Below are 23,313 nucleotides of genomic sequence, written 5' to 3' on the forward strand. Positions count from 1 at the left end.
TTGTTGATCGTCAAGGATGGAAATGTACGGCAATGTACAGACGCCATTCGCGAGCAGGCTCGCTCCCACAGGGGATTTGTGAACACCACAGATCCTGTGTGGGAGCGAGCCTGCTCGCGAAGAGGCCGGCCCAGGCGCCGAAGGACTACAACCCCTCCAGCTCCGCCATCAGATCATTCAACCGATCAACCTTCTCCTCGGTAATGTCACTGGCCGCCAGTCCATCGATGTATTCGGCGAGTTCCTCCACCGTGCTGCATTCGAACATCGCGCGCAGCGGCACGTTGCGTTGCAGGGCTTTTTGTACCCGCGATGCAATTTGCGTAGCCAGCAGCGAATGCCCGCCCAGTTCGAAGAAATTGTCGCGCACGCCGACCTTTTCCACTTTCAGCACCTCAGCCCAGATATCAACCAGGATCTGCTCCAGCTCGTTGCGCGGCGCCAGATAATCCTCGCTCTGCAACTGACCGATCTCCAGTGCCGGCAAGGCTTTGCGGTCGAGTTTGCCGTTGGCATTGAGTGGCATTTGCTCCAGCCACAGCCAGTGCAGCGGCACCATGTATTCGGGGAGTTCGGCGCGCAGGCGCTGCTTGATCCGCTCCAGGCGTTCGCCCGGATTGAGCGCCGCATCGGCCGCGACCAAGTAGCCCACCAGATGCTTGCCGTTGACGCCTTCCTGGACACCCACCGCCGCGTCGCGCACTTCCGGTTGTTCATGCAGGCGCGCTTCGATTTCGCCGAGCTCGATACGGTAACCGCGAATCTTCACTTGATGATCGACGCGGCCGACGTATTCCAGCACGCCGTCGGTGCGCCGCCGTGCCAGGTCACCGGTGCGGTACAGGCGTTCGCCCGGCGCGCCGAACGGATTCGGCACAAACACCGGCGCGGTGCGCAACGGATCGCTGACATAGCCGCGCCCGACGCCGGTCCCGGCGACACACAATTCACCCACCGCGCCCAAAGGCACCAGTTCCAGCGCGCCATCGACCAGGAACAGCAAGTTATTGTCGGTCGGCGTGCCGATCGGCAAATAGCTGCCGCGCGTCGACGCCATGTCGACACGGAAGAACGCCACGTCATCCGAGCATTCCGCAGGGCCGTAAGCATTGACCAGACCAATGTCCGGGTAACGCAGCAGCCACTGATGCGCCAGTTCCGGCGGCATCGCTTCACCGGTCGGCAACATCCAGCGCAAACCATCAAGGCTCATGTGATCAGCGGCGAGCATGCCCTGAATCAGCGACGGCACACTTTCCAGCACGGTGATGCCCTGCGCCTGCACATGGCTCAGCAAACCTTGCGGATCGTGGGCAATCGTATTCGGCACGATGTCGACCCGCGCGCCGAACAACGGCGCGGCAAGGAACTGCCAGACGGAAATGTCGAAGCTTTGCGAGGCGGTCTGCGCGATCACATCGGCGTCGCTCAAGTCGAGGTACGGGCGTTTGCTCAACTGGTTGTTGAGCATGCCGCGCTGCTCGACCATCACGCCTTTAGGCAGCCCGGTCGAACCCGAGGTGTAGATCACATAGGCGAGATTGTCCGGGCCGCTGTGAATGCCGAGATTGTGCGTCGCTGCGGCCGACGCCTGGACCTCTTCCCACACCAGCAGGCGCGGGCGATTCGAACAGCCAAACTCTTCGAGCAAGGTCTGCACCTGCTCAAGGCAGGCTGCGCTGCACACCAGCAACGGCGTGCGGCTCAGCTCGATGATGCGGCTCAGGCGCTGGCTCGGCAGGCCCGGATCCAGCGGCAGATAACCAGCCCCTGCCTTGAAGCTGCCGATGATCATGCCGAGCAGGTCGAGATTACGCTCGGCCAGCAGCGCCACCGGTTGGTCCATGCGCACACCGGCAGCGACCAGGGCATGGCCGAGGCGGTTAGCATTTTGGTTCAGCTCGGCGTAGCTAAGTTGCTCGTCGAGGCAACTGGCGGCAACGCGCTGCGGATGCGCCGCGACCTGCGCTTCGAACAACGCCACGTAGCTTTGCTCCAGAGGATAGTCATGGCCGCTCTGGTTGCAACCGTGCAACAGGAAGTCGCGTTCTTCGCCGCCCAGCAGCGGCAAATCGGCCATGTCGCCATGGAAGCCGTCGACCAGCGCCAGCAGCAGGCGCTTGAACTCACTGAGCATGCGCTCGACCGTCGACTCGTCGAAGTAACGCTGGTCATAGGACAGGTGCAAGCCAAGGTTATCGCCCGGGTAGCACACCGCCGTCAGCGGGAAGTTGGTGTGGGTGCGGCCGGAATCCGAGGTCGCATTCAGGCTCTGTGCACGATCAAGCACCGAGACTTCCACCGGGGCGTTTTCGAAGACGAACAGGCTGTCGAACAACGGCTGGCCTTTGGGCAACTCGCTCTGTTCCTGAATATTCACCAGCGGCAGGTATTCGTACTCGCGCAGTTGCATGTTGCTGTCGAGCAAAGCGCTGAGCCATTGACGCACGCTGCTGCGCTGATCGTCCGCAGGCATCTTCACCCGCAGGGCGATGCTGTTGATGAACAGGCCGACGGTGCGTTGCATTTCCGGCATGTCCACCGGCCGCCCGGCCACGGTGACGCCGAAGAGCACGTCGCGATCGCCGCTCAGGCGCCGCAAAACCAGAGCCCACGCAGCCTGGGCAAAAGTGTTGACGGTCAGTTGATGGGCCTGCGCCAGCTCCCGCAGCCGTGCACCGTCCTCGACATTGAGGCGGGTGTAGCGGTCGCCAACGATCATGCCGCCGCTTTCGCCAGCGTGCTCGCGCAAAAACGGCCGGTCGCTCGGGATCGGCGTGGTGCGCTCGAAGCCTTGCAGATTCTGCCGCCACCACTGCCGCGCCTCGGCCAGGCTCTGGCGTTGCAGCCAGGCAATGTAGTCGCGATAACGCGGCGGCACGCTCAACTGTGCTTCGCGTCCTTCACCGAGCGCGGTGTAGATTTCGAAGAAGTCGTTCATCAACAACGAACGGCACCAGGCGTCGATGAGGATGTGGTGGTTGCTCATCATGAACCAGTAACGCGCCGCGCCGACCTTGATCAGGCGCAGGTGGAACGGCGCCTGATTGAGCAGATCGAACCCGGCCTCGCGCTCGCTTTTCAGCAGCGCTTGCAGCTGTGGTTCCTGCTCGGTTTCGGCAACGGCGCTCCAGTCCAGATACTCGATCGGCGTGCGCCCCGGCGTGTGGATCACTTGCAGCATGTCTTCGCCAACGTTCCAGCAGAACGAAGCGCGCAATGCTTCATGACGAGCGACCACCGCTTGCCAGGCCTGGGCGAAACGCTCGGGGTCGAGTTCGCTGTTGATGCGATAACGATCCTGCATGTAGTACAGACCGGTGCCCGGCTCGAGCAAGGTGTGCAGCAACATGCCTTCCTGCATCGGCGTCAGCGGGTAGACATCTTCGATGTGCGCGGCCGGCACCGGCAGCGCATCGAGTTGCGCCTGAGTCAGTTTCGCCAGTGGGAAGTCCGATGGCGTCAGGCCGCCGGCCTCGTCTTGCAGACAGTGGGCGATCAGGCTTTGCAACTCACCGAGGTAGGCGTCGGCCAGATCGTTAATGGTTTGCGCTTCGTAACGCTCGGCACTGAAAGTCCAGCGCAGCAGCAGTTCACCGCCGTAAACCTGACTGTCGACACTCAGCTCGTTGGGCAACGGCGCCTGCGGATCGTGGGCGGCACCAACCGCTTCATCCAGCGGACGGAACAGCGCATCGGCGCCGAAGCTCTGGTCGAACTGGCCGAGGTAATTGAAAGTGATCGGCGCCTGTGGCAGCGCGGTCATGCGCTGGCGGCAGCCGTCATCGGCCAGATAACGCACCACGCCATAACCGAGACCTTTGTGCGGCACGGCGCGCAATTGTTCTTTGATCGCTTTGATCGAAGCGCCCTGCCCGGCAGCCTCTTCGATGTTGTAGGGGGTCAGGCGCAGCGGGTAAGCGCTGGTGAACCAGCCGACGGTGCGGGTCAGGTCGATTTCATCGAACAGGGTTTCGCGACCGTGGCCTTCCAGTTGGATCAACGCCGAGGGCTGGCCGCTCCAGCGGCACAGCACTCGGGCCAGCGCGGTCAGCAGCAGATCGTTGACCTGGGTGCGATAAGCGCTCGGTGCCTGTTGCAGCAACTGTCGGGTGCGCTCGGCATCGAGGCGTACGCTGACGGTCTGCGCATGGCGACTCTGCCTGCCGCCCTGCGGGTTTTCGCAAGGCAGATCAGCGCTCGGCCCGGCCAGTTGCGTTTGCCACCAACCGAGTTCTTCACGCAGGGATTCGCTGCCGGCGTAGGCCTGCAAACGCGCGGCCCAGTCCTTGAAGGCGCTGGTTTTCGCCGGCAGTTTCAGCGGCTGCGCAGCGTCGAGCTGGCGATAGGCGGTTTGCAGATCATCCAGCAGCACGCGCCAGGAAACGCCGTCGACGACCAAGTGGTGGATGGCGATGAACAGGCGTTGCTGAACATCCGCAACATCGACCAGCACCGCGCGCAGTAACGGGCCGTTGTGCAGATGCAGACTGCGTTGCGCGTCGGCGAACAGAGATTCGCACCGATCCGGGGAATCGACGCTGACTTGCCAGAGCACATCCTCATTCGTCAGCGCTTGATGCGTCGCTTGCCATGCATCATCGGTTTCAGTGAAACGCAGACGCAGCGCATCGTGCTGCTCGATCACCGCCAGCAAAGCTTGCTGCAATCGTTGCGGCTCGAGGCGCGCAGTCGGTTCCAGCAACAGCGCCTGATTCCAGTGCTGGCGCTGGGGAATGTCCGTATCGAAAAACCAATGCTGAATCGGTGTCAGGCGCGACTCACCGTCGACCAGACCCTGCTCGGCAGTTACCTGCTGCGTGCGGCTGGCAATGGCGGCGAGCGTCTGCACGGTCTGATGCTGGAACAGGTCGCGCGGGCTGAAGTGAATACCCTGCTGACGCGCGCGGCTGACCACTTGAATCGAAAGGATCGAATCGCCGCCGAGTTCGAAGAAGTTATCGTTGAGGCCGACCTGCCTGACGTTGAGCACATCGCACCAGATCTGCGCCAGGGTCTGCTCCAGCTCATTGCTTGGCGCGACATGGTCCTGACGATTGAGCTGCGGATCCGGCGCCGGCAAGGCGCGGCGGTCGAGTTTGCCGTTGGCGGTCAGCGGCATGCTTGCCAGCAGCATCAGGTGGGTCGGAACCATGTAGTCCGGCAGTTGCGCCTTGAGGTGCGACTTGAGCGCTTCGCGCAGTTCAGCCTGTTGCGCTTCGCCGTGTCCGGCGACATCGGTAACGAGGTAACCCACCAACTGCTTGCCACTCGGCGCATCCAGCGCCAGCACCACTGCTTCGCGGACCGAAGGATGATCGAGCAGGCGCGTTTCGATTTCGCCCAGTTCGATGCGGAAACCACGGATTTTTACTTGATGGTCTATCCGGCCCAGATACTCGACCAGACCATCGGCACGCTGGCGCACCAGGTCGCCGGTGCGATACATGCGCCCGCCATCAGCGGCAAACGGGTCAGCGACAAAACGCTCTGCGCTGATGCCCGGACGGTCGTGATAGGCCTGGGCCAGACCGGCGCCGCCGACAAACAATTCACCGGTCGCGCCTTGCGGCACCAAGGCCAGATCGGCGTCGAGAATGTAGGCGACTCGCGACCCGATCACGCTACCGATCGGCACACTGCCGGCGCCCTCTTCCAGCACCTGCGGCGCCAGACTGGCCAGCGGCATGACCACGGTTTCGGTCGGGCCGTAAGCATTGAAAAACTGCGCCGGTTGGAATGCCGCGCGGATGCGCTGTAGATGCTCGCCGGTCAGCGCTTCACCGCCGGTGATGATCATGCGCACCGGCAGGACGTCATTCTGCGTGGCAAGGAACTGCGCCAATTGGCTGCCGTAGCTCGGCGTGAAGCCGAGGACGTTGATCCGATGCGCACGAATCAAGCCGCAGATTTCTTCCGCGTCCCACTGCCCTTGCGCCCGCAGCACCACCTGCGCACCGCTGAGCAGCGGCACCAGCAGACGTTCGGTGGCGGCGTCGAAGTTGATCGAATAGAAATGCAGTTCACAGTCGTCCGGGCGCATGCCGAAGCGTTCGATCACGGCCCGGCAGTGCATGGCAATTTCACCGTGGGAGACCACCACGCCTTTCGGTTTGCCGGTCGAGCCCGAGGTGTAAATCAGGTAGGCCTGATGTTGTGGCAGGCTGATAAACGGCAACTCGCTGGCCGGGTAGTCGGCCAGTGCCGGGCTGTCATCTTCCAGACACCAGCGCGCCACGTCTGACGGCAAGTCACCCAGGGCCTGAAACATCGCCCGATCGCTGAGCAGCAAGCCGATGTGGCTGTCTTCGATCATGTAATGCAGACGGTCGAGCGGGTACTCCGGATCCAGCGGCACATAGGCGCCGCCAGCCTTGAGAATCGCCAGCAGGCCGATGACCATTTCCAGCGAACGCTCCAGCGCCAGACCGACCCGCACTTGCGGGCCGACCCCGCGTTCACGCAGCGCCCAGGCCAGACGATTGGCCCGGGCATCGAGTTCGGCGTAGCTCAGGGTCTGCCCGGCGAAGGTCAGCGCCGGCGCGTCTTTGCGCGCCAGCGCCTGTTCGGCAAACAGATGATGGATGCACTGATCGAGACGATGCTCGCCCGGCTCGACGCCAAGGCTGTCGAGCAGGTGCTGTTGCTCGGAGTTGTCGAGCAACGGCAGTTCGCTGAGGCGTTGCTGCGGATCAGCGATCAACGCTTCAAGCAGGTTGCGCCAATGCCTGGCCATGCGTTCGATGGTCGGCTCGTCGAACAGATCGGTGCTGTAAGTCAGGCAGCAGCCGAGGCGATGGTCGAGGTCGGTGACTTCCAGATTGAGATCGAACTTGGTCGCCCGCGCATCGTTGGCCAGGTACTCGACAGTCATCCCAGCGAGGGTGCGGCTCTGCTGGAATTCCCAGCGCTGCACGTTGCACATCACCTGGAACAGCGGGTTGTAAGCCGCGCTGCGTGGCGGCTGCAAAGCTTCGACCAAATGATCGAACGGCAGATCCTGATGGGACTGGCCTTCGATCACGGTGTGGCGCACCTGCTCGAACAGTTCGCCGACCGACATCTGCCCGTCGAGCTGGCAACGCAGCACCTGGGTGTTGAGGAACGCCCCGATCAGCCCTTCGCTTTCCGGGCGGATGCGGTTGGCCACCGGCGCGCCGATGCGCAGGTCGGTCTGGCCGCTGTAGCGGTAGAGCAACGTGGCGAGCGCGGCGGTCATGGTCATGAACAGGGTCAGGCCGTTTTGCGCATTGAACGCCCGCACCCGCGCAGCGAGATCGTCGCTCAGATCGAAACGGAACAGCTCGCCCTGATGGCTCTGTACCGGTGGACGCGGACGGTCGCCGGGCAGTTCCAGCAGCGGATGTTCGCGACCGAGTTGCGCGGTCCAGTAATCGAGCTGGCGCTGGCGCTCGCCGGACTCCAGCCACTGACGCTGCCAGACGCTGTAGTCGAGGTATTGCACCGGCAGCGGCGCGAGCGGCGAGGCGCGCTCATCGACGAACGCTTCATACAGCGCACTGAGTTCACGGGCAAAGATGTCCATCGCCCAGCCTTCGGTGACAATGTGGTGCAGGGTCAGAACGAAGTAATGCTCGTGCTCGGCAGTCTTGACCAGGCAGGCGCGCAGCAGCGGTCCGGCTTCCAGATCGAACGGCTGGTGCGCTTCTGCATCGGCCAGTTGCTGGACTTGTAGCTCCCGGACTTCTGCCGGCAGGCTGGAGAAATCCTTCCAGCCCATGCGCACGCCGGTCTCGGCATGCACCTGTTGGCGGGCAACACCGTCAACGCTGGGGAATGTAGTGCGCAGGGTTTCATGGCGCAGGATCAGCGCCTGCAACGCCGCCTCGAAATGCTCGACATGCAGCGCGCCGCGCAAGCGCGCCATGCCGCCGACGTTGTACGCCGGGCTGTCCGGTTCCATCTGCCAGAGGAACCACATGCGCTGCTGCGAATAGGACAGCGGCACCGCTTGGCGGCGGTCGATTTTTGCAATCGGCAACTGTTGATTGGTGTGGCCGCTGACCTGGATCAGGCGAATCTGTTCGGCGTAATCGCCCAGTTCGCTGTGCTCGAACAAGGTGCGCAGCGGCAGTTCGACGTCACAGGCCTGGCGTGTGCGTGAAATGATCTGCGTGGCCAGCAGCGAATGACCGCCGAGAGCAAAGAAATCGTCGCGCAGGCCGATCTGCTTCAGACCCAGCACTTCGCGCCAGATCGCGGCGATTTGTTGCTCCAGTTCGCTGTCTGGTTCGATGTGTTCACGCACTTGCCATTGCGGCTCGGGCAAGGCGCGGCGATCGAGTTTGCCGCTGGGACTCAGCGGCATCGCGTCGAGGCGCAGCAGTTGCGCCGGGACCATGTATTCCGGCAGCTCGGCAGCGAGGGCAGCTTTCAGCCGAATAATTTGCTCATCGGCATTTTCCTGCGCATCGCTCGCCGTGAAGTAGCCGATCAGTTGCGCGCCGGCAGCGGTTTCGCGCACCAACACCACGGCCTGGGCCACGCCATTTTGCGCCAGCAGTCGCGCCTGGATTTCTTCCGGCTCAACGCGAAAGCCACGCAGCTTGACCTGCTGATCGAGGCGACCGAGGTATTCGATCACGCCATCCGAGGACCAGCGCGCACGGTCGCCGGTGCGGTACAAGCGGGCGCCCTGCTCGCCCAGTGGATCGACGACAAAACGCTCGGCGGTCAACGCCGGACGACCCAGGTAACCGCGCGCCAGACCGATGCCGCTGATGCACAGCTCACCCGGCACGCCCGCCGGTACTGGATTGAGATCGGCATCGAGAATGCGGCAGACCACATTGCCCAGCGGCCGGCCAATCGGCGAGCGCTCACCATCGGCAGTTGTGCAGTGCCAATGGGTGACGTTGATCGCGGTTTCAGTCGGGCCGTAGCGGTTGTGTAACTGCACCGCTGGCAATTGCGCCAGTACCCGGTTGCGCAACTCGGCGGGCAAGGCTTCACCGCCGGAAAACACCCGGCGCAGGCTGGTGCATTCGGCACTCAGCGGCTCATCGACAAACAGCGCCAGCAATGGCGGGACGAAGTGCAGAGTGGTCACGCCGTATTGCTGGACCCGTTGCGCGATGCGATGCGGGTCGCGGTGCTCGCCGGGGGCGGCAAGCAGCAGACGCGCGCCGGTGATCAGCGGCCAGAAGCATTCCCACACCGAGACGTCGAAACTGATCGGCGCTTTTTGCATCAGCACGTCGGTTTCGTCGATACGGTAAGTGTCCTGCATCCATTGCAGGCGCTCGGCCAGCGCGGCGTGGGTGTTGCCGACGCCTTTCGGTTGCCCGGTGGAACCCGAGGTGTAAATCACGTAGGCGAGGTTGTCGCCGTGCAGTCGCAGGCCCGGTGCCTGGCTCGGCCATTTATCCAGGTGCAACGCATCCATGGCGATCACGCTGACGCCATCGCTGGCCGGCAGACGCTCGAGCAATTGCGTCTGGGTCAGGAGCAGTTCGACGCCGCTGTCGCGGAGCATGTACGCGAGACGCTCGGCCGGATAATCCGGATCAAGCGGCACATAGGCGCCGCCGGCCTTGATGATCGCCAGCAGACCGATCAGCAGTTGCGGCGAACGCTCGGCGGCAATGGCCACGCACACGTCCGGGCCAACGCCTTTGTCGCGCAGGTAATGGGCGAGCCGGTTGGCTTGCGCGTGCAGCTCGGCAAAATCCAGACTACCGCCGTCCCACACCAGCGCGGTGCGTTGCGGGGTGTTGCGCAATTGTTGCTCGAGCAGTTCCGGCAGCCATTGTTGCGCCGGGGTGCACGGAGCGACGCTCCAGTCTTTCTGCTGATTCTGCTCGCTGGCGGCCAGCAAGCGCAGATCGCTGATGGCCTGCTGTGGCTGTTCGCAGACCTCGCTGAGCAGATTATGGAAATGCTCGGCCAGGCGCTCGATGGTCGTGGCGTCGAACAGTTCGCTGGCGTAGTCGAACGCCAAGCTCAGGCGCCCGTTGCGATCCTCTTCGCTGTGCAATTGCAGATCGAACTTGGCCTCGCGGCTGTGCCACGGCAGTTCTTCGGCGAGCAGACCGGGCAGACGCTTGAGTGCACTGAGGTCGCGCTGCTGATGGTTGAACATGACCTGGAACAGTCCCTGTTCGCGGGCCTGCGGGAACGCTTCGAGCAGTTGTTCGAAGGGCAGATCCTGATGGGCCTGGGCGCCGAGTGCGGCTTGGCGGGTCTGGTTCAGCAGCTCGGCAAATGTCAGACGCGAATCGATCTGCGCACGCAACACCTGGGTATTGATGAAGAAGCCGATCAGGCTTTGGGTTTCCAGGCGCGGACGGTTGGCGTTGGGCACGCCGATGCGAATGTCGCGCTGACCACTGTAGCGGTGCAGCAAACTTTGCAAGGCAGCGAGCAGAAGCATGAACGGCGTGGCTTCGTGGGCCTGCGCAGTCTGGCGAATCGCCTCGCTGAGTTTGCTACTCAAGCGCACGCTGTGGCGCGCGGCGCTGTGGTTGTGTCTGGCCGAGCGCGGGTGATCGGTGGCCAGTTCCAGTGGCGGATGCTCTTCGCCCAACTGCGCTTTCCAGTACGCCAGTTGCCGCTCGCCCTCGCCTTGCGCCAGCCACTGCCGCTGCCAGTTGCCATAATCGGCGTATTGCGTGGGCAGCGCGGCCAGTGTCGCCGGCGCACCTTGGGTTGCCGCCGCGTAGAGACGCGAGAATTCGTCGAGCAGGATATTCAGCGACCAGCCGTCAGCGATGATGTGATGCAGGGTCACCAGCAACTGATGCTCTTCATCATCGAGACGCACCAGTGTCACCGCCAGCAACGGGCCTTTTTCCAGATCGAACCGAGTGCGCGCCTCGTCTTCGCGAATCTGCTCGGCACGGGCTTCACGCTCGGGCGCTGGCAGGTCGCTGATGTCGATCAGTTGCAGGTCGAATTCGGCAGCGGCAAGCACTTGCTGCAATGCCACGCCGTCGCGCTCGAAGAAACGTGTGCGCAGTGATTCATGGCGCTCGATCAGTTGCTGGAAGCTGTTGCGCACGGCGTCTTCGTCGAGTTCGCCACGCAAGCGCAGGCCACCGGGAATGTTGTAGGCGCTGCTCTGTGGATCGAGTTGCCAAGTGATCCACAGACGGTTTTGTGCCAGCGACTGCGGCATCGGCTCACTGCGCGACAACCTGCTGATTGCATCTTGGGCGCTGCCCCCAGTCTGTTGCTGCTGCGCCACGGCGGCGGCGAAAGCGGAGAGGGTTGGCGCTTCGAACAGCAGGCGCAGGCTCAGCTCGACACCGAGTGCTTCGCGAACCCGCGCGACCACTTGCGTGGCGGCGATCGAGTTGCCGCCGAGCAGAAAGAAATGGTCGTCGCCGCTGACCTGCTTGACGTTGAGTTGCTCGGCCCAGATTTGCCCGAGCAACGCTTCAAGGTCTGAAGTGCTGCTGGTCGCGTTTTCCGCTGCCGCTGTGATCGAAGGGAACAACGCGTAACTGTCGAGACTGCCATCGGCCAGACGATTGCGGCACGCCGAGCGCTGCAGTTTGCCACTGGAAGTTTTCGGCAACGCGCCCGGATTGAGCAGCACCACCACGCTTGGCGCCTCCTGATACGCCTCGGCCACGGCTTGGCGAATGGCTTTGATCAGCGCATCTGGCGCAAGGATTTTCTGCACGCTACGGCTGATTTCCGCAGCGATGCCAATGCCCTCTTCGCCGTTGTGAGTGACCCCGAACGCCGCCACGCGGCCCTTGCGCACCACTTCGACTTCGCGCTCGACAGTCTGCTCGATGTCCTGCGGATACAGGTTATGGCCGCGGACGATGAGCATGTCTTTCAGGCGCCCGGTGACGAACAACTCGCCCGCACGGATAAAACCCAGGTCGCCGGTGCGTAACCAGCTGCGGCCGGCGTGCTGCACGAAGGTCTTGGCGCTGGCTTCGGGGTTACGCCAGTAACCGTGGGCGATGCTCGGGCCGGTGGCCCAGACTTCACCGACGGCGTTATCGGCGAGTTCTTCGAGGGTATTCGGTTCGACGATCAGCACCGCGTGCTCAGGCTGGCTGATGCCGCAGCTCATGACCGCGCTGCCGTCGCCCGGCTCGGCGCGGTTTTGCGCCAGCGCCTGATCATCCACGCGCAGTGCCGGGATGCCGGCGCCACGCGGTGTTCCGGCGACAAACAGGGTCGCCTCGGCCAGACCGTACGAAGCCATGAAGCTGTTGTCGCTGAAACCGCAAGCAGCGAATTTTTCGGCGAAGCGTTCGAGGGTATCGAGACGGATCGGCTCGGAACCGGAATAGGCCACGCGCCATCGACTCAGATCGAGGCGCTCAAGGGCCGACTCGCTGACCCGCTCACTGCACAAACGGTAGGCGAAATCCGGGCCGCCGCTGATGGTGCCGCCGTATTCGGCAATCGCTTCCAGCCAGCGCAACGGCCGGCCGAGGAAGTATGCCGGCGACATCAGAATGCACGGCACGCCGCTGAAAATCGGTTGCAGCAGACCACCGATCAAACCCATGTCGTGATACAGCGGCAACCAGCTGACGATGACGTCGTCCGGGTTGACGTTGATGCCGAAACCGTGACGGATCAGCAGTTCGTTGGCGACCAGATTGCCATGGCTGACCTGCACGCCCTTGGGCAGCGCGGTGGAGCCGGAAGTGTATTGCAGAAAGGCGATGTGTTCGGGCGGCAGGCTCGGCTCAACCCAGCGTTCGGCCAGTGCGCTGTCGAGGGTGTCGACACACAACAGCGGCGGCGCGCCGTCGATTTGTTGCAAGGCATCGCGCAGGTCGGCGCTGGTCAGCAACAGCGTGGGCTCGGCGTCGGCGATGATCGACAGCAAACGCTCCTGATGATGACGACGGGTGGATTCCGGCGGATAGGCCGGCACCGCAATCACACCGGCATACAGGCAGCCGAAAAACGCCGCGACGTAATCCGCGCCACTGGGAAACAGCAGCACCGCACGCTCACCGAATCCAGCCTGAGCCTGCAACGCAGCGGCGATGGTGCGCGCGCGTTGATCCAGTTCGCGATAGCTGAGCACCACAGCCTGCTCCGGGTTTTCGGCGAGAAAACGCAAGGCCAGTCGGTCCGGCGTCAGGGCCGCGCGACGCTTGAGGGCATGGACCAGGGTGCTGGGGAGTTCGAACGCGTCGGTCATGAGGTTTCCTGCCTGAATTCGGCTTGCAAGTGGAATCGGGTGGCTGCGTCACACCTGTCGAGAGGCGTGCGGGGCGCGGTCTGTGCCGACCGCGCAAGGCATCGGAATGCGCTGAGGCCGGGGATCTGCACCCGGGCCATTCACCAATGAGAACGGATGGAGTGGGGAAATAATTAGTCGGCAGGCGCGACGTCCAGCGGGGCGGGGGTGCGGCGGCGTGTCGCAGTTGGCAAAACACATAGCCTTACAGCAATACCTCTCTTTCTCATTTGACAATCATTATCATTCAACATAATTTGTCGCTCGATGTGTAGGACGGCGCCGTCCCCCGAGGCCCTCCCACTTACCTATTGGCAGCAAGGTGATTTCCATGACGGAACAAGTATCCACAAGCAGGTGCGATTCACCGCTACTTCAGGCATTCGTCGACAATCGACTGATTCTGGTCAAGATTGCAGCCCGCATTACCGGGTGCAGGTCTCGTGCCGAAGACGTGGTTCAGGATGCGTTTTTCCGACTGCAATCGGCGCCGCCGATCACGTCGTCGATCAAGGCTCAACTGAGCTACCTGTTCCAGATCGTGCGCAACCTCGCCATCGATCACTACCGCAAGCAGGCGCTCGAACAGAAATACTCAGGCCCGGAAGAGGAAGGCTTGAACGTGGTGATTCAGGGCGCTTCGCCGGAAACTTCGCACATCAACTTCTCGACTCTGGAACACATCGCCGATGCGCTGACCGAGCTGCCCAGCCGCACCCGCTATGCCTTCGAGATGTACCGTCTGCACGGCGTGCCGCAGAAAGACATCGCCAAAGAGCTGGGCGTGTCGCCGACCCTGGTCAACTTCATGATTCGCGATGCGCTGGTGCACTGCCGCAAGGTCTCGGGAAGTCGGCGGGATGCGGTGATTGCGGGTCGTCGTTAGGATCCGGATTTTGCGTCAAGCCATTCGCGAGCAGGCTCGCTCCCACAGGGTTTGATGAACGACACAAATCCAGTGTGGGAGCGAGCCTGCTCGCGAAAGCGGCCTCAGCTTCAAACGAAAGCCGAGGCCGAACGCATCAGGCCAGCTTGCACCGATCAAAAAACCGCTCCCGCCCCAGAATCATCAGCGCCGCGCGCTTGTGCGGAAAATCGAATTCCTTCTCGCAGTGAAAGCATTGGTCGTGCATATGGCCGATCATCTTCGCATTGTCGGCACGTGGCTCGGCGACCACGCGCTGGGTCCGTGGATCATCGAGAAACAGGTAATGCACCAGCGCCGATAACCAACTCGCCACTTTATGCGGGCCGCGATGACTTTCTTCGCCGACCAGCATGTGAATGCCACGGTCGTAATCGCCGGCATCGTAGAACGGCGCGATGCGATCTTCCTTGGCCCAGTAGGCTTCGAAATAAGCGAACGGCTGATCATCGAAACAGCCGATCAGGGTCAGCGTGTGCGGATCGGCATCGAGCTTGCCGAGGTATTCGCGATGCTGCTCAAGGCTGCCCTCCTCCTGCCAGAAACTCGCCACACGCGGGCTGTTCTGCCAGCGATTGAAGCGCGACAGATCTTCCTCGATTTCCAGCGTTCGCAAGGAAATCCACGCGCCGAGCCGCGCATCGAAACGCCGATAGACTTCACCGCGCGGCTTCACCGGTCGCAGCGGATGGCGCTTGCCGTGGCTGATGACCATTTGCTGCGGATAGCTGCCGGTCAGTGAAGTGCCCAGCCACGGCTGCGGCAGTTGCCAGAACAGCGTGCGCTCGCAGCGATACTCACCGGCGACTTCGGTATTGATCAGCAGACCACTGCGCAAGGCTTCGGTCGGCGGCTGATCGAGTTGCCAGGTCAATTGCTGGCACGCCGGGTCACGGGCGAACAGCCAATAACAGGCGGCCCACAAGGCTTGCCCGGGCGGCAGGGCAAAACGTTCATCAAGCTGGATCGGGCCATTGGCCTCGCGGTCCAGGCGCAGCCGAATCAGCGGTTGCCCGTCCAGGCTCAGGCTCAGTCGGCTCTCGGTGGCATCAGCGATCAATCGACTGCCCGAGGGCAACGCCAGGGCAGTCAGGTCATTCAGATTGGACATGGGTCGGGCTCACGTAATCGTCGACAGTTCAACGAAGTGACGTGAGCCGGGAGGGGAAATTTAAGCGCGAGATGCAAACAGCGCTTCAGTGATGCGGCACGGGCACCACGGCAATCTTGTAAGGCTCGAAAATCTTCAGCAATTCGCCATTGTCACGCAGACGCTGCAACAGATTGCCGAAGGCGTCGCCGGTGATCGGAGCGCTTGGCCGCAGAATCGCGTAATGGTGATAGATCTGATCGGTACGCTGCGAAGCCAACAGCTCATCGCGGACCTTCTCGTTGCGCAGCAGGTAATCGAACAGATAGGAGCGGGTTACCAGGGCAATGTCGGCGCGCCCGCGCAGGACCATCAGCAGGTTGCTGTCGTGGGAATAGGTCAGCGTGGCGTTGTAGTTGTGCGCGAGGAATTTCGGGTCGGCGTTGAAGTTGGCAAATTCGTAGTGATAACCGCTGAACAGCGCCAGACGTTTGCCCGACAGGCTCGAGAAGTAGTTTTGCTGGCGGCCGTCTTCGCGTTGCGCGACGAAAATCTCGGCGTCTTCCAGGCCCATGTCGACGTCATCATGGGGAATGTCCTTCCAGCCCCACTCGGGGTTCTCGAAGATCGCCATATCGATGCGGCCCTGCTTGAAATCACCGAAACGGCGCGGGATCGACGTCGGCACCAGGACGAACTGATAGTCGCTCTGCGAGCGGTTCAGCGCCTCGATCAATTGCGGCAACAGGCCGGTGTCGGCGCCGTTTTCCGGGCGAATCGTATAAGGCGGGAAATGCGCGGCGCCGACCCGGACCAATTGCGCTGACTGAGCGGGCAATACCCATAACGCAGCCAGCGCAGCGAGCATCAGCCCGGCGGCTGTCCGAATTGGCGAAGACTTCAAAACACCCCACTCCCCGAAAAAAATAGCGATCAATGCATTCAAGCTAGGCGGTTTCGCCGACTTAGCCAGTTTGTCGGCCGGTCCGACAACCGTTCAACGCGCTTCGAGGACCAGAATCAGCGCTTCATCGGCGAGCTGATCGAGGCTCAAACTGCCGCCGGCACGGAACCAGGTGGTGGTCCAGGACAGTGCGCCGGTAAGGAAACGTCGGGTAATAAAAACGTCGCCGCGAATGTAGCCGGCGTCCTTGGCCTCGCCCAGAACCTGCAACCAGATGTCTTCATAAACATCACGCAAAGCGAGCACTTTAGCCTGGCCGTCTTCGGACAATGAGCGCCATTCGTACACCAGCACCGCCATCGCCTCGCCACTGCCGCCCATGATCGACTGCAATTCGCAGCGAATCAGCGCCAGCACTTTCTCGCGCACGTCGCCGGCTTCGGCCAGGGCTGCGCGCATCAGCGCGGTGTTGTAGCGGATGGTTTCCTCCATCACCGCGCGGAGAATTTCATCCTTGCTTTTGAAGTGATGAAAAATGCTTCCCGACTGAATGCCCACAGCGCTGGCCAGATCACGCACCGTGGTGCGCTCGTAGCCTTTGTTGCGAAAAAGGTGAGCCGCCACTTGCAGCAATTTGCCGCGGGCGCTGTCCGGGTCGGTCAACTGGCCCTGGTCGACCAGTTCGCGCATGACCCGCAGGGCTTTTTGCTCGTCCACCCGTTCTCTCCTACAGTCGATCAGTGTGTTGCCCCCTGTAACCGCAGGGTTGCGCGCAATTTAAGCCGCGCGCGGGCACCAAGCAAGCGCTTGGGCAGAAGAATGTTTCGCCTGTTTACAAACCAAGCGCTTGCTTGGTAGCCTCCAGACACTTCTGTCGCAGGTCCCTGAGTCGGAGATAAAAATGCCAACCACCGTGCGAATCGGCTGCGCCAGTGCTTTTTGGGGCGACACTTCCACTGCTGCCGCCCAGCTTGTCTCCGGCGGAAACCTGGATTATCTGGTGTTCGATTATCTGGCCGAGATCACCATGTCGCTGATGGCCGGTGCGCGCCTGAAAGACCCGCAGGCCGGGTTCGCCGGCGACTTCGTTGAAGTGCTGGCGCCGCTGCTGACGCAACTGGCTGAACAGAACATCCGCGTGATCAGCAATGCCGGCGGGGTCAATCCGCAGGCTTGCGCGGCGGCCCTGCAAGCGGCCTGCGATCAGGCTGGAGTCCAGCTGAAGATTGCCGTGTTGCTCGGCGATGACCTGCAAGGACAGCTCAAAAGCCCCGCCGATATCCGCGAAATGTTCAGCGGCGCGCCGCTTCCGCGCATGTGCGTGTCGACCAACGCCTACCTCGGCGCGCCGGGAATTGTCGAAGCGTTGCGCCTGGGCGCCGACATTGTCATCACCGGCCGGGTGGTCGACAGCGCCGTGGTCAGTGCGGCGCTGGTTCACGAACTCGGCTGGTCGTGGCATGACTACGACAAACTCGCCCAGGCCGCGCTGGCCGGGCACATCATCGAATGCGGCGCGCAGTGCACCGGCGGTAATTTCACCGACTGGCGCGAGGTGCCGGATTACGAGCACATCGGTTTTCCGATCGTCGAGGTCAGCGCCGATGGCCAGTTCCTCGTCAGCAAACCCGAAGGCTCCGGCGGCCTGGTCACGCCGCTGACCGTCGGCGAGCAGATGCTCTACGAAATCGGCGATCCGCAGGCCTATCTGTTACCCGATGTGATCTGCGATTTCACTCAGGTCAAACTTCAGCAACAAGGCAAAAACGTCGTGCAGGTGCACGGTGCCAAAGGCCTGCCGCCCAGCGACAAATACAAGGTCAGCGCCACGTACCCGGACGGTTTTCGCTGCACCGCCAGTTGCCTGATGGCCGGCATCGACGCGGTGGACAAGGCGCGGCGGGTCAGTCAGGCGATCATCGACAAGACCGCCGAGATGTTCAGCCTGCGCGGCTGGGCGCCGTACAGCGAAACCCATGTCGAACTGCTCGGCAGCGAAGCCACCTACGGCCCACACGGCCAGCGCCGCGACAGCCGTGAAGTGGTGATCAAAATCGCCGTACGCCATCCTGACAAACGCGCGCTGGTGCTGTTTTCCAAAGAGATCGCCCAGGCCGCGACCGGTATGGCGCCGGGTTTGACCGGCATCGTCGGCGGACGTCCGACCGTGTACCCGGTCATCCGCCTGTTCTCATTTCTCGTCGATAAAAATGCCTGCACACTGCAAATCGACATGGCCGGTGAGCGCCATCCGTGCGCCCTCCCCGAACCAGTGGCCCTCGACAGCGCAGATTTGCCGCTCGCCCATCAGCCACCCAAACCCCAGGGCCGCGCCGATGCCAGTGTGCCGTTGGTGAAACTGGCGGTGGCGCGCTCCGGCGACAAGGGCAACCACAGCAACATCGGCGTGATGCCGCGCCATCCCGATTACCTGCCATGGATCGCCGAAGCGCTGACCCCTTCGGTGGTGGTCGACTGGATGCGCCACGTCCTCGATCCGCTTCTCGGGCGTGTCGAACGCTGGTATCTGCCCGGCACCCACAGCCTTAATTTTCTTTTGGAAAACGCCCTCGGCGGTGGCGGTGTCGCCAGTCTGCGCATCGACCCGCAAGGCAAAGCCTTCGCCCAGCAACTATTGGAAATCCAGATCCCGGTGCCGCAGAGCATCGCCGAACAGCTCGACTAGAGGATGGTGTGCATGGCTTACGCGTCGATTTTTCGCGCCGATCTGTTCAGCGGCCAGAACATGATTGTCACCGGTGGCGGCAGCGGCATCGGTCGCTGCACCGCCCATGAACTGGCGGCCCTTGGCGCCAATGTGTTGCTGGTCGGGCGCAAGCCGGAAAAACTCGAAAAGGTCGCCGCCGAAATCGCCGAGGACGGCGGCCGCGCGCACTGGAAGGCCTGCGATATCCGCGATGAAGAAGCGGTCAAGCAACTGGTCAAAGAGCTGATCGCCGAACACGGGCCGATCCACGGTCTGGTCAACAACGCCGGCGGCCAATACCCGTCGCCCTTGGCCTCGATCAATCAGAAGGGCTTTGAAACCGTGCTGCGGACCAATCTGGTCGGCGGGTTTCTGATGGCCCGGGAAGTGTTCAACCAGTCGATGAGCAAACACGGCGGCAGCATCGTCAACATGCTCGCCGACATGTGGGGCGGCATGCCCGGCATGGGCCACTCTGGCGCGGCGCGCTCGGGCATGGACAATTTCACCAAGACTGCCGCGTTCGAGTGGGGTTACGCCGGGGTCCGGGTCAACGCCGTGGCGCCGGGCTGGATCGCCTCCAGCGGCATGGACACTTACGAGGGCGCTTTCAAAGCAGTGATTCCGACCCTGCGCGAGCATGTGCCGCTCAAGCGTATCGGCACCGAATCGGAAGTCAGTGCGGCGATCGTGTTTCTGCTCAGCCCGGCGGCGGCATTCATCAGCGGCACCACGGTGAAAATCGACGGCGCCGCCAGCCTCGGCAGTCGCGCCTGGCCGCTGCACAAGGCCAGCCACAGCGAATCGTTCAATGGTTTTCACCGCGCGTATTTACCAGAAGTGTTGCGTCCCGACGTGCTCAAGGACGAGGAATAAGCCATGGCGCAGATTCAGTCGCAACTCGATCCGCACAGCGAAGCCTTCGCACGAAACCGCGCGGCCATGCTCGCCGCCATCGAGCAGGTGCAGCAGCTCGAACAGAACCTGCTGAACAAGGCCGCCGAAGCCAAAGACAAATTCAGCAAACGCGGGCAACTGTTGCCCCGCGAACGCCTGAACCTGCTGCTCGACCCCGGCGCGCCGTTCCTCGAACTGGCCAGCCTCGCCGGCTATAAATTGCACGACGACAAGGACGGCAGTTCGGCCGGTGGCGGGCTGATTGCCGGCATCGGTTATGTCTGCGGCATCCGCGCGATGGTGGTCGCCAACAACAGCGCGATCAAGGGCGGCACGATCTCGCCGAGCGGCCTGAAAAAATCCCTGCGCCTGCAACAGATCGCGCGGGAAAACAAACTGCCGATGATCACCCTCGCCGAAAGCGGCGGCGCCAATCTCAACTACGCGGCGGAGATTTTTGTCGAAGGCGCGCGCAGTTTCGCCAATCAGGCGCGCATGTCAGCGATGGGTTTGCCGCAGATCACCGTGGTACACGGCTCGGCCACCGCAGGCGGCGCCTATCAACCGGGGTTATCGGATTACGTAGTGGTGGTGCGCGGCAAGGCCAAGCTGTTTCTCGCCGGCCCGCCATTGCTTAAAGCGGCGACCGGCGAAGTGGCCACCGATGAAGAACTCGGTGGCGCCGAAATGCACGCGCAAGTCGCCGGCACTGCCGAATATCTCGCCGAAAACGACGCTGACGGCATACGCCAGGTCCGCGAGATCATGCGCATGCTGCCATGGAACGAGCAGCTGCCGTGGCTGCCGCAGCCGCAATTCAAAGAACCGCTTTACCCCATCGACGAACTGCTCGGGCTGATCCCCGACGATGCAAAAAAGCCCTACGACGTGCGCGAAATCATCGCGCGGATTGCCGATGAATCGGACTTTCTCGAATTCAAAGGCGAGTTCGATCAGCAAACCCTTTGCGGCCAATTGAAAATCCAGGGCCGCGCCTGCGGCTTCATTGGCAACAACGGACCGATCACCCCGCAAGGTGCGAGCAAGGCGGCGCAGTTCATCCAGTTGTGCGACCAGAGCCAGACGCCGCTGCTGTTTTTCCACAACACCACGGGTTTCATGGTCGGCACCGAATCGGAACAGCAAGGCGTGATCAAGCACGGCTCGAAACTGATCCAGGCGGTGGCCAACGCACGGGTGCCTAAACTGACCATCGTCGTCGGCGGTTCCTACGGCGCCGGCAACTACGCCATGTGCGGGCGCGGGCTCGATCCGCGCTTCATCTTCGCCTGGCCCAACAGCCGAACGGCAGTGATGGGTGGCGCTCAGGCCGGCAAGGTTCTGCGCATCGTCACTGAGGCCAAACAGCTCAAGGACGGCATCGAGCCTGATCCGAAAATGCTCGACATGCTCGAACAGATGACCGCGCAGAAACTCGACAGCCAATCCACCGCACTGTACGGCAGCGCCAATCTGTGGGACGACGGCCTGATCGACCCGCGCGACACCCGCACCCTGCTCGGTTACTTGCTGGATATCTGCCACGAAGCCGACATGCGCACGCTGCAACCCAACAGCTTCGGCGTCAGCCGCTTCTGACCGCCACGGATCCTACGGAGAACAACAACAATGATCTTCACCCCGGAACACGAAGCCCTGCGCCGCACCGTCCGCCAATTCGTCACGCACGAGATCAACCCGCACGTCGAAGAATGGGAAAAGGCCGGGCGCTTTCCGATCCACGAGATTTTCCGCAAGGCCGGTGAGCTGGGCCTGCTGGGCATTTCCAAGCCGGAAAAATTCGGCGGCATGGGCCTCGACTACAGCTATTCGATCGTCGCCGCCGAAGAGTTCGGCACCATTCATTGCGGCGGGATTCCGATGTCGATCGGCGTGCAGACCGACATGTGCACACCCGCCCTCGCCCGCTTCGGCTCCGATGAATTGCGCGAAGAATTCCTGCGCCCGGCCATCACCGGCGAACAGGTCGGCTGCATCGGCGTCTCTGAAGTCGGCGCCGGTTCCGATGTCGCCGGGCTGAAAACCACCGCGCGCAAGGACGGCGACGACTACGTGATCAACGGCAGCAAAATGTGGATCACCAACTCGCCGAGCGCCGATTTCATCTGCCTGCTCGCCAACACTTCGGACGACAAGCCGCACATCAACAAGTCGCTGATCATGGTGCCGATGAACACCCCGGGGATCAGCCTCAGTTCGCACCTGGACAAGCTCGGCATGCGCAGCTCGGAAACCGCGCAGGTGTTCTTCGACAACGTGCGCGTGCCGCAGCGCAATCGCATCGGCCATGAAGGCGCCGGGTTCATGATGCAGATGCTGCAGTTCCAGGAAGAACGCCTGTTCGGCGCGGCGAACATGATCAAGGGCCTGGAATATTGCATCGACAGCACCATCGAGTACTGCAAGGAGCGCAAGACCTTCGGTAATGCGCTGATCGATAACCAAGTGATCCACTTCCGCCTCGCCGAATTGCAGACCGAAATCGAATGCCTGCGCGCGCTGGTCTATCAGGCCACCGAGCAGTACATCAAAGGCCAGGACGTCACGCGCCTGGCATCGATGGCCAAGCTCAAGGCCGGGCGTCTCGGCCGTGAAGTCAGCGACAGCTGCCTGCAATATTGGGGCGGCATGGGCTTCATGTGGGACAACCCGGTGGCCCGTGCTTATCGCGATGTGCGTCTGGTATCGATTGGCGGCGGCGCCGACGAAATCATGCTGGGGATCATCTGCAAACTGATGGGCATTCTGCCGGGGAAAAAGAAATGAGCCGCCTGCCCGACTGCCAGACGCTGTTGCTGGAACTGCATGGCGGCGTGCTGCACATCACCCTCAACCGCCCGGACAGCCGCAACGCGATGAGCCTGCAAATGGTCGCCGAAATGCGCGCGGTGCTGGCGGCGGTGCGCGATGACCGCACAGTGCGGGCCTTGGTGCTCAGCGGTGCCGGCGGGCATTTTTGCGCCGGCGGCGACATCAAGGACATGGCCAGCGCACGGGTTCAAGGGGCGGACGCTTACCGCGAGTTGAACCGGGCGTTTGGCGCGTTGCTGGAGGAGGCCCAGCACACGCCGCAGGTGCTGATCTGCGTGTTGCAAGGCGCCGTGCTCGGCGGCGGCTTCGGCCTGGCCTGCGTCAGCGATGTTGCGATTAGTGATCACAAGGCGCAGTTCGGTTTGCCGGAAACCAGCCTCGGCCTGATCCCGGCGCAAATCGCACCGTTTGTGGTGCAACGGATCGGCTTGACCGAAACCCGCCGGCTCGCGCTGACGGCGGCGCGTTTCGATGGCGCTGAGGCGCAGCGATTGGGGCTGGTGCATTTCGTTGAACAGGATGCGCAAGCGTTGGCAGAACGGCTGGACGAGGTGTTGCAACAGGTACTGCGCTGCGCGCCGGAAGCGAATGCGGTGACGAAAAAGTTGTTGCTGGCGAGTGCCGGACAGCCATCGAGTGAGTTGCTTGATGAGGCGGCGCAGTGGTTCGGCGCGGCGGTGACCGGAGAGGAAGGAATCGAGGGGACCATGGCATTCATGCAGAAACGCAAACCGGGGTGGGCCTGAAAAAGCATCGCGGGCAAGCCCGCTCCCAC

Annotated in this window: 10 protein-coding genes; 6 read left to right on the forward strand and 4 right to left on the reverse strand. The window is 62.4% G+C overall.

All coding sequences use genetic code 11. The features are described 5' to 3' along the window. Positions 1 to 145 precede the first annotated feature (145 nt). The gene (locus OC605_RS01785) at positions 146 to 13,144 is read right to left on the reverse strand and encodes a non-ribosomal peptide synthetase (RefSeq protein WP_262136162.1); all 12,999 of its coding nucleotides are present in this window, start codon (positions 13,142 to 13,144) and stop codon (positions 146 to 148) included. A 370-nt stretch (positions 13,145 to 13,514) separates the two neighbouring features. Between OC605_RS01785 and OC605_RS01790 the strand changes: the two genes are divergently transcribed. Continuing rightward, a complete protein-coding gene (locus OC605_RS01790; RefSeq protein WP_008088195.1) occupies positions 13,515 to 14,069 on the forward strand; it encodes an RNA polymerase factor sigma-70 in 555 nt (184 codons plus the stop codon). A gap of 136 nt (positions 14,070 to 14,205) precedes the next feature. Here the strand turns inward: OC605_RS01790 and OC605_RS01795 are convergent, their stop codons facing one another. From OC605_RS01795 to OC605_RS01805, 3 genes are all read right to left on the reverse strand, one after another. Continuing rightward, positions 14,206 to 15,219 carry a GNAT family N-acetyltransferase gene (locus OC605_RS01795; protein WP_262136163.1) on the reverse strand — a complete coding sequence of 338 codons (1,014 nt, stop codon included), beginning with the start codon at positions 15,217 to 15,219 and terminating at the stop codon, positions 14,206 to 14,208. 85 nt (positions 15,220 to 15,304) lie between these two features. Further along, positions 15,305 to 16,102: a substrate-binding periplasmic protein gene (locus tag OC605_RS01800; RefSeq protein ID WP_130912581.1), complete on the reverse strand. Its 798-nt coding sequence runs from the start codon at positions 16,100 to 16,102 to the stop codon at positions 15,305 to 15,307. A 93-nt stretch (positions 16,103 to 16,195) separates the two neighbouring features. After that, positions 16,196 to 16,819, reverse strand: a complete 624-nt coding sequence (locus OC605_RS01805) for a TetR/AcrR family transcriptional regulator (protein ID WP_016770820.1) — start codon at positions 16,817 to 16,819, stop codon at positions 16,196 to 16,198. 184 nt (positions 16,820 to 17,003) lie between these two features. Here OC605_RS01805 and OC605_RS01810 point away from each other — a divergent pair, with 184 nt between their 5' ends. Genes OC605_RS01810 through OC605_RS01830 form a run of 5 tightly spaced genes read left to right on the forward strand, consistent with a single transcriptional unit; the run spans position 17,004 to position 23,284 of the window. After that, complete coding sequence (locus tag OC605_RS01810; protein ID WP_262136164.1) at positions 17,004 to 18,788, forward strand: acyclic terpene utilization AtuA family protein; 1,785 nt, start codon at positions 17,004 to 17,006, stop codon at positions 18,786 to 18,788. Between the two features lie 12 nt (positions 18,789 to 18,800). Next, the gene (locus OC605_RS01815; protein ID WP_186567910.1) at positions 18,801 to 19,685 is read left to right on the forward strand and encodes an SDR family oxidoreductase; all 885 of its coding nucleotides are present in this window, start codon (positions 18,801 to 18,803) and stop codon (positions 19,683 to 19,685) included. Between the two features lie 3 nt (positions 19,686 to 19,688). After that, the gene (gene atuC / locus OC605_RS01820; protein WP_262136165.1) at positions 19,689 to 21,305 is read left to right on the forward strand and encodes a geranyl-CoA carboxylase subunit beta; all 1,617 of its coding nucleotides are present in this window, start codon (positions 19,689 to 19,691) and stop codon (positions 21,303 to 21,305) included. Between the two features lie 30 nt (positions 21,306 to 21,335). After that, positions 21,336 to 22,493 (forward strand): citronellyl-CoA dehydrogenase, encoded by a 1,158-nt coding sequence (atuD, locus tag OC605_RS01825; RefSeq protein ID WP_056788533.1) that lies wholly within the window; start codon positions 21,336 to 21,338, stop codon positions 22,491 to 22,493. Continuing rightward, positions 22,490 to 23,284, forward strand: a complete 795-nt coding sequence (locus OC605_RS01830; RefSeq protein ID WP_262136166.1) for an enoyl-CoA hydratase/isomerase family protein — start codon at positions 22,490 to 22,492, stop codon at positions 23,282 to 23,284. The genes atuD and OC605_RS01830 overlap by 4 nt, the downstream gene beginning before the upstream one ends. The last annotated feature ends 29 nt before the right edge of the window (positions 23,285 to 23,313 follow it).

Origin of the sequence: Pseudomonas sp. Marseille-Q5117, from assembly GCF_946901175.1 — a bacterium.
GTDB lineage: Bacteria > Pseudomonadota > Gammaproteobacteria > Pseudomonadales > Pseudomonadaceae > Aquipseudomonas > Aquipseudomonas iranensis.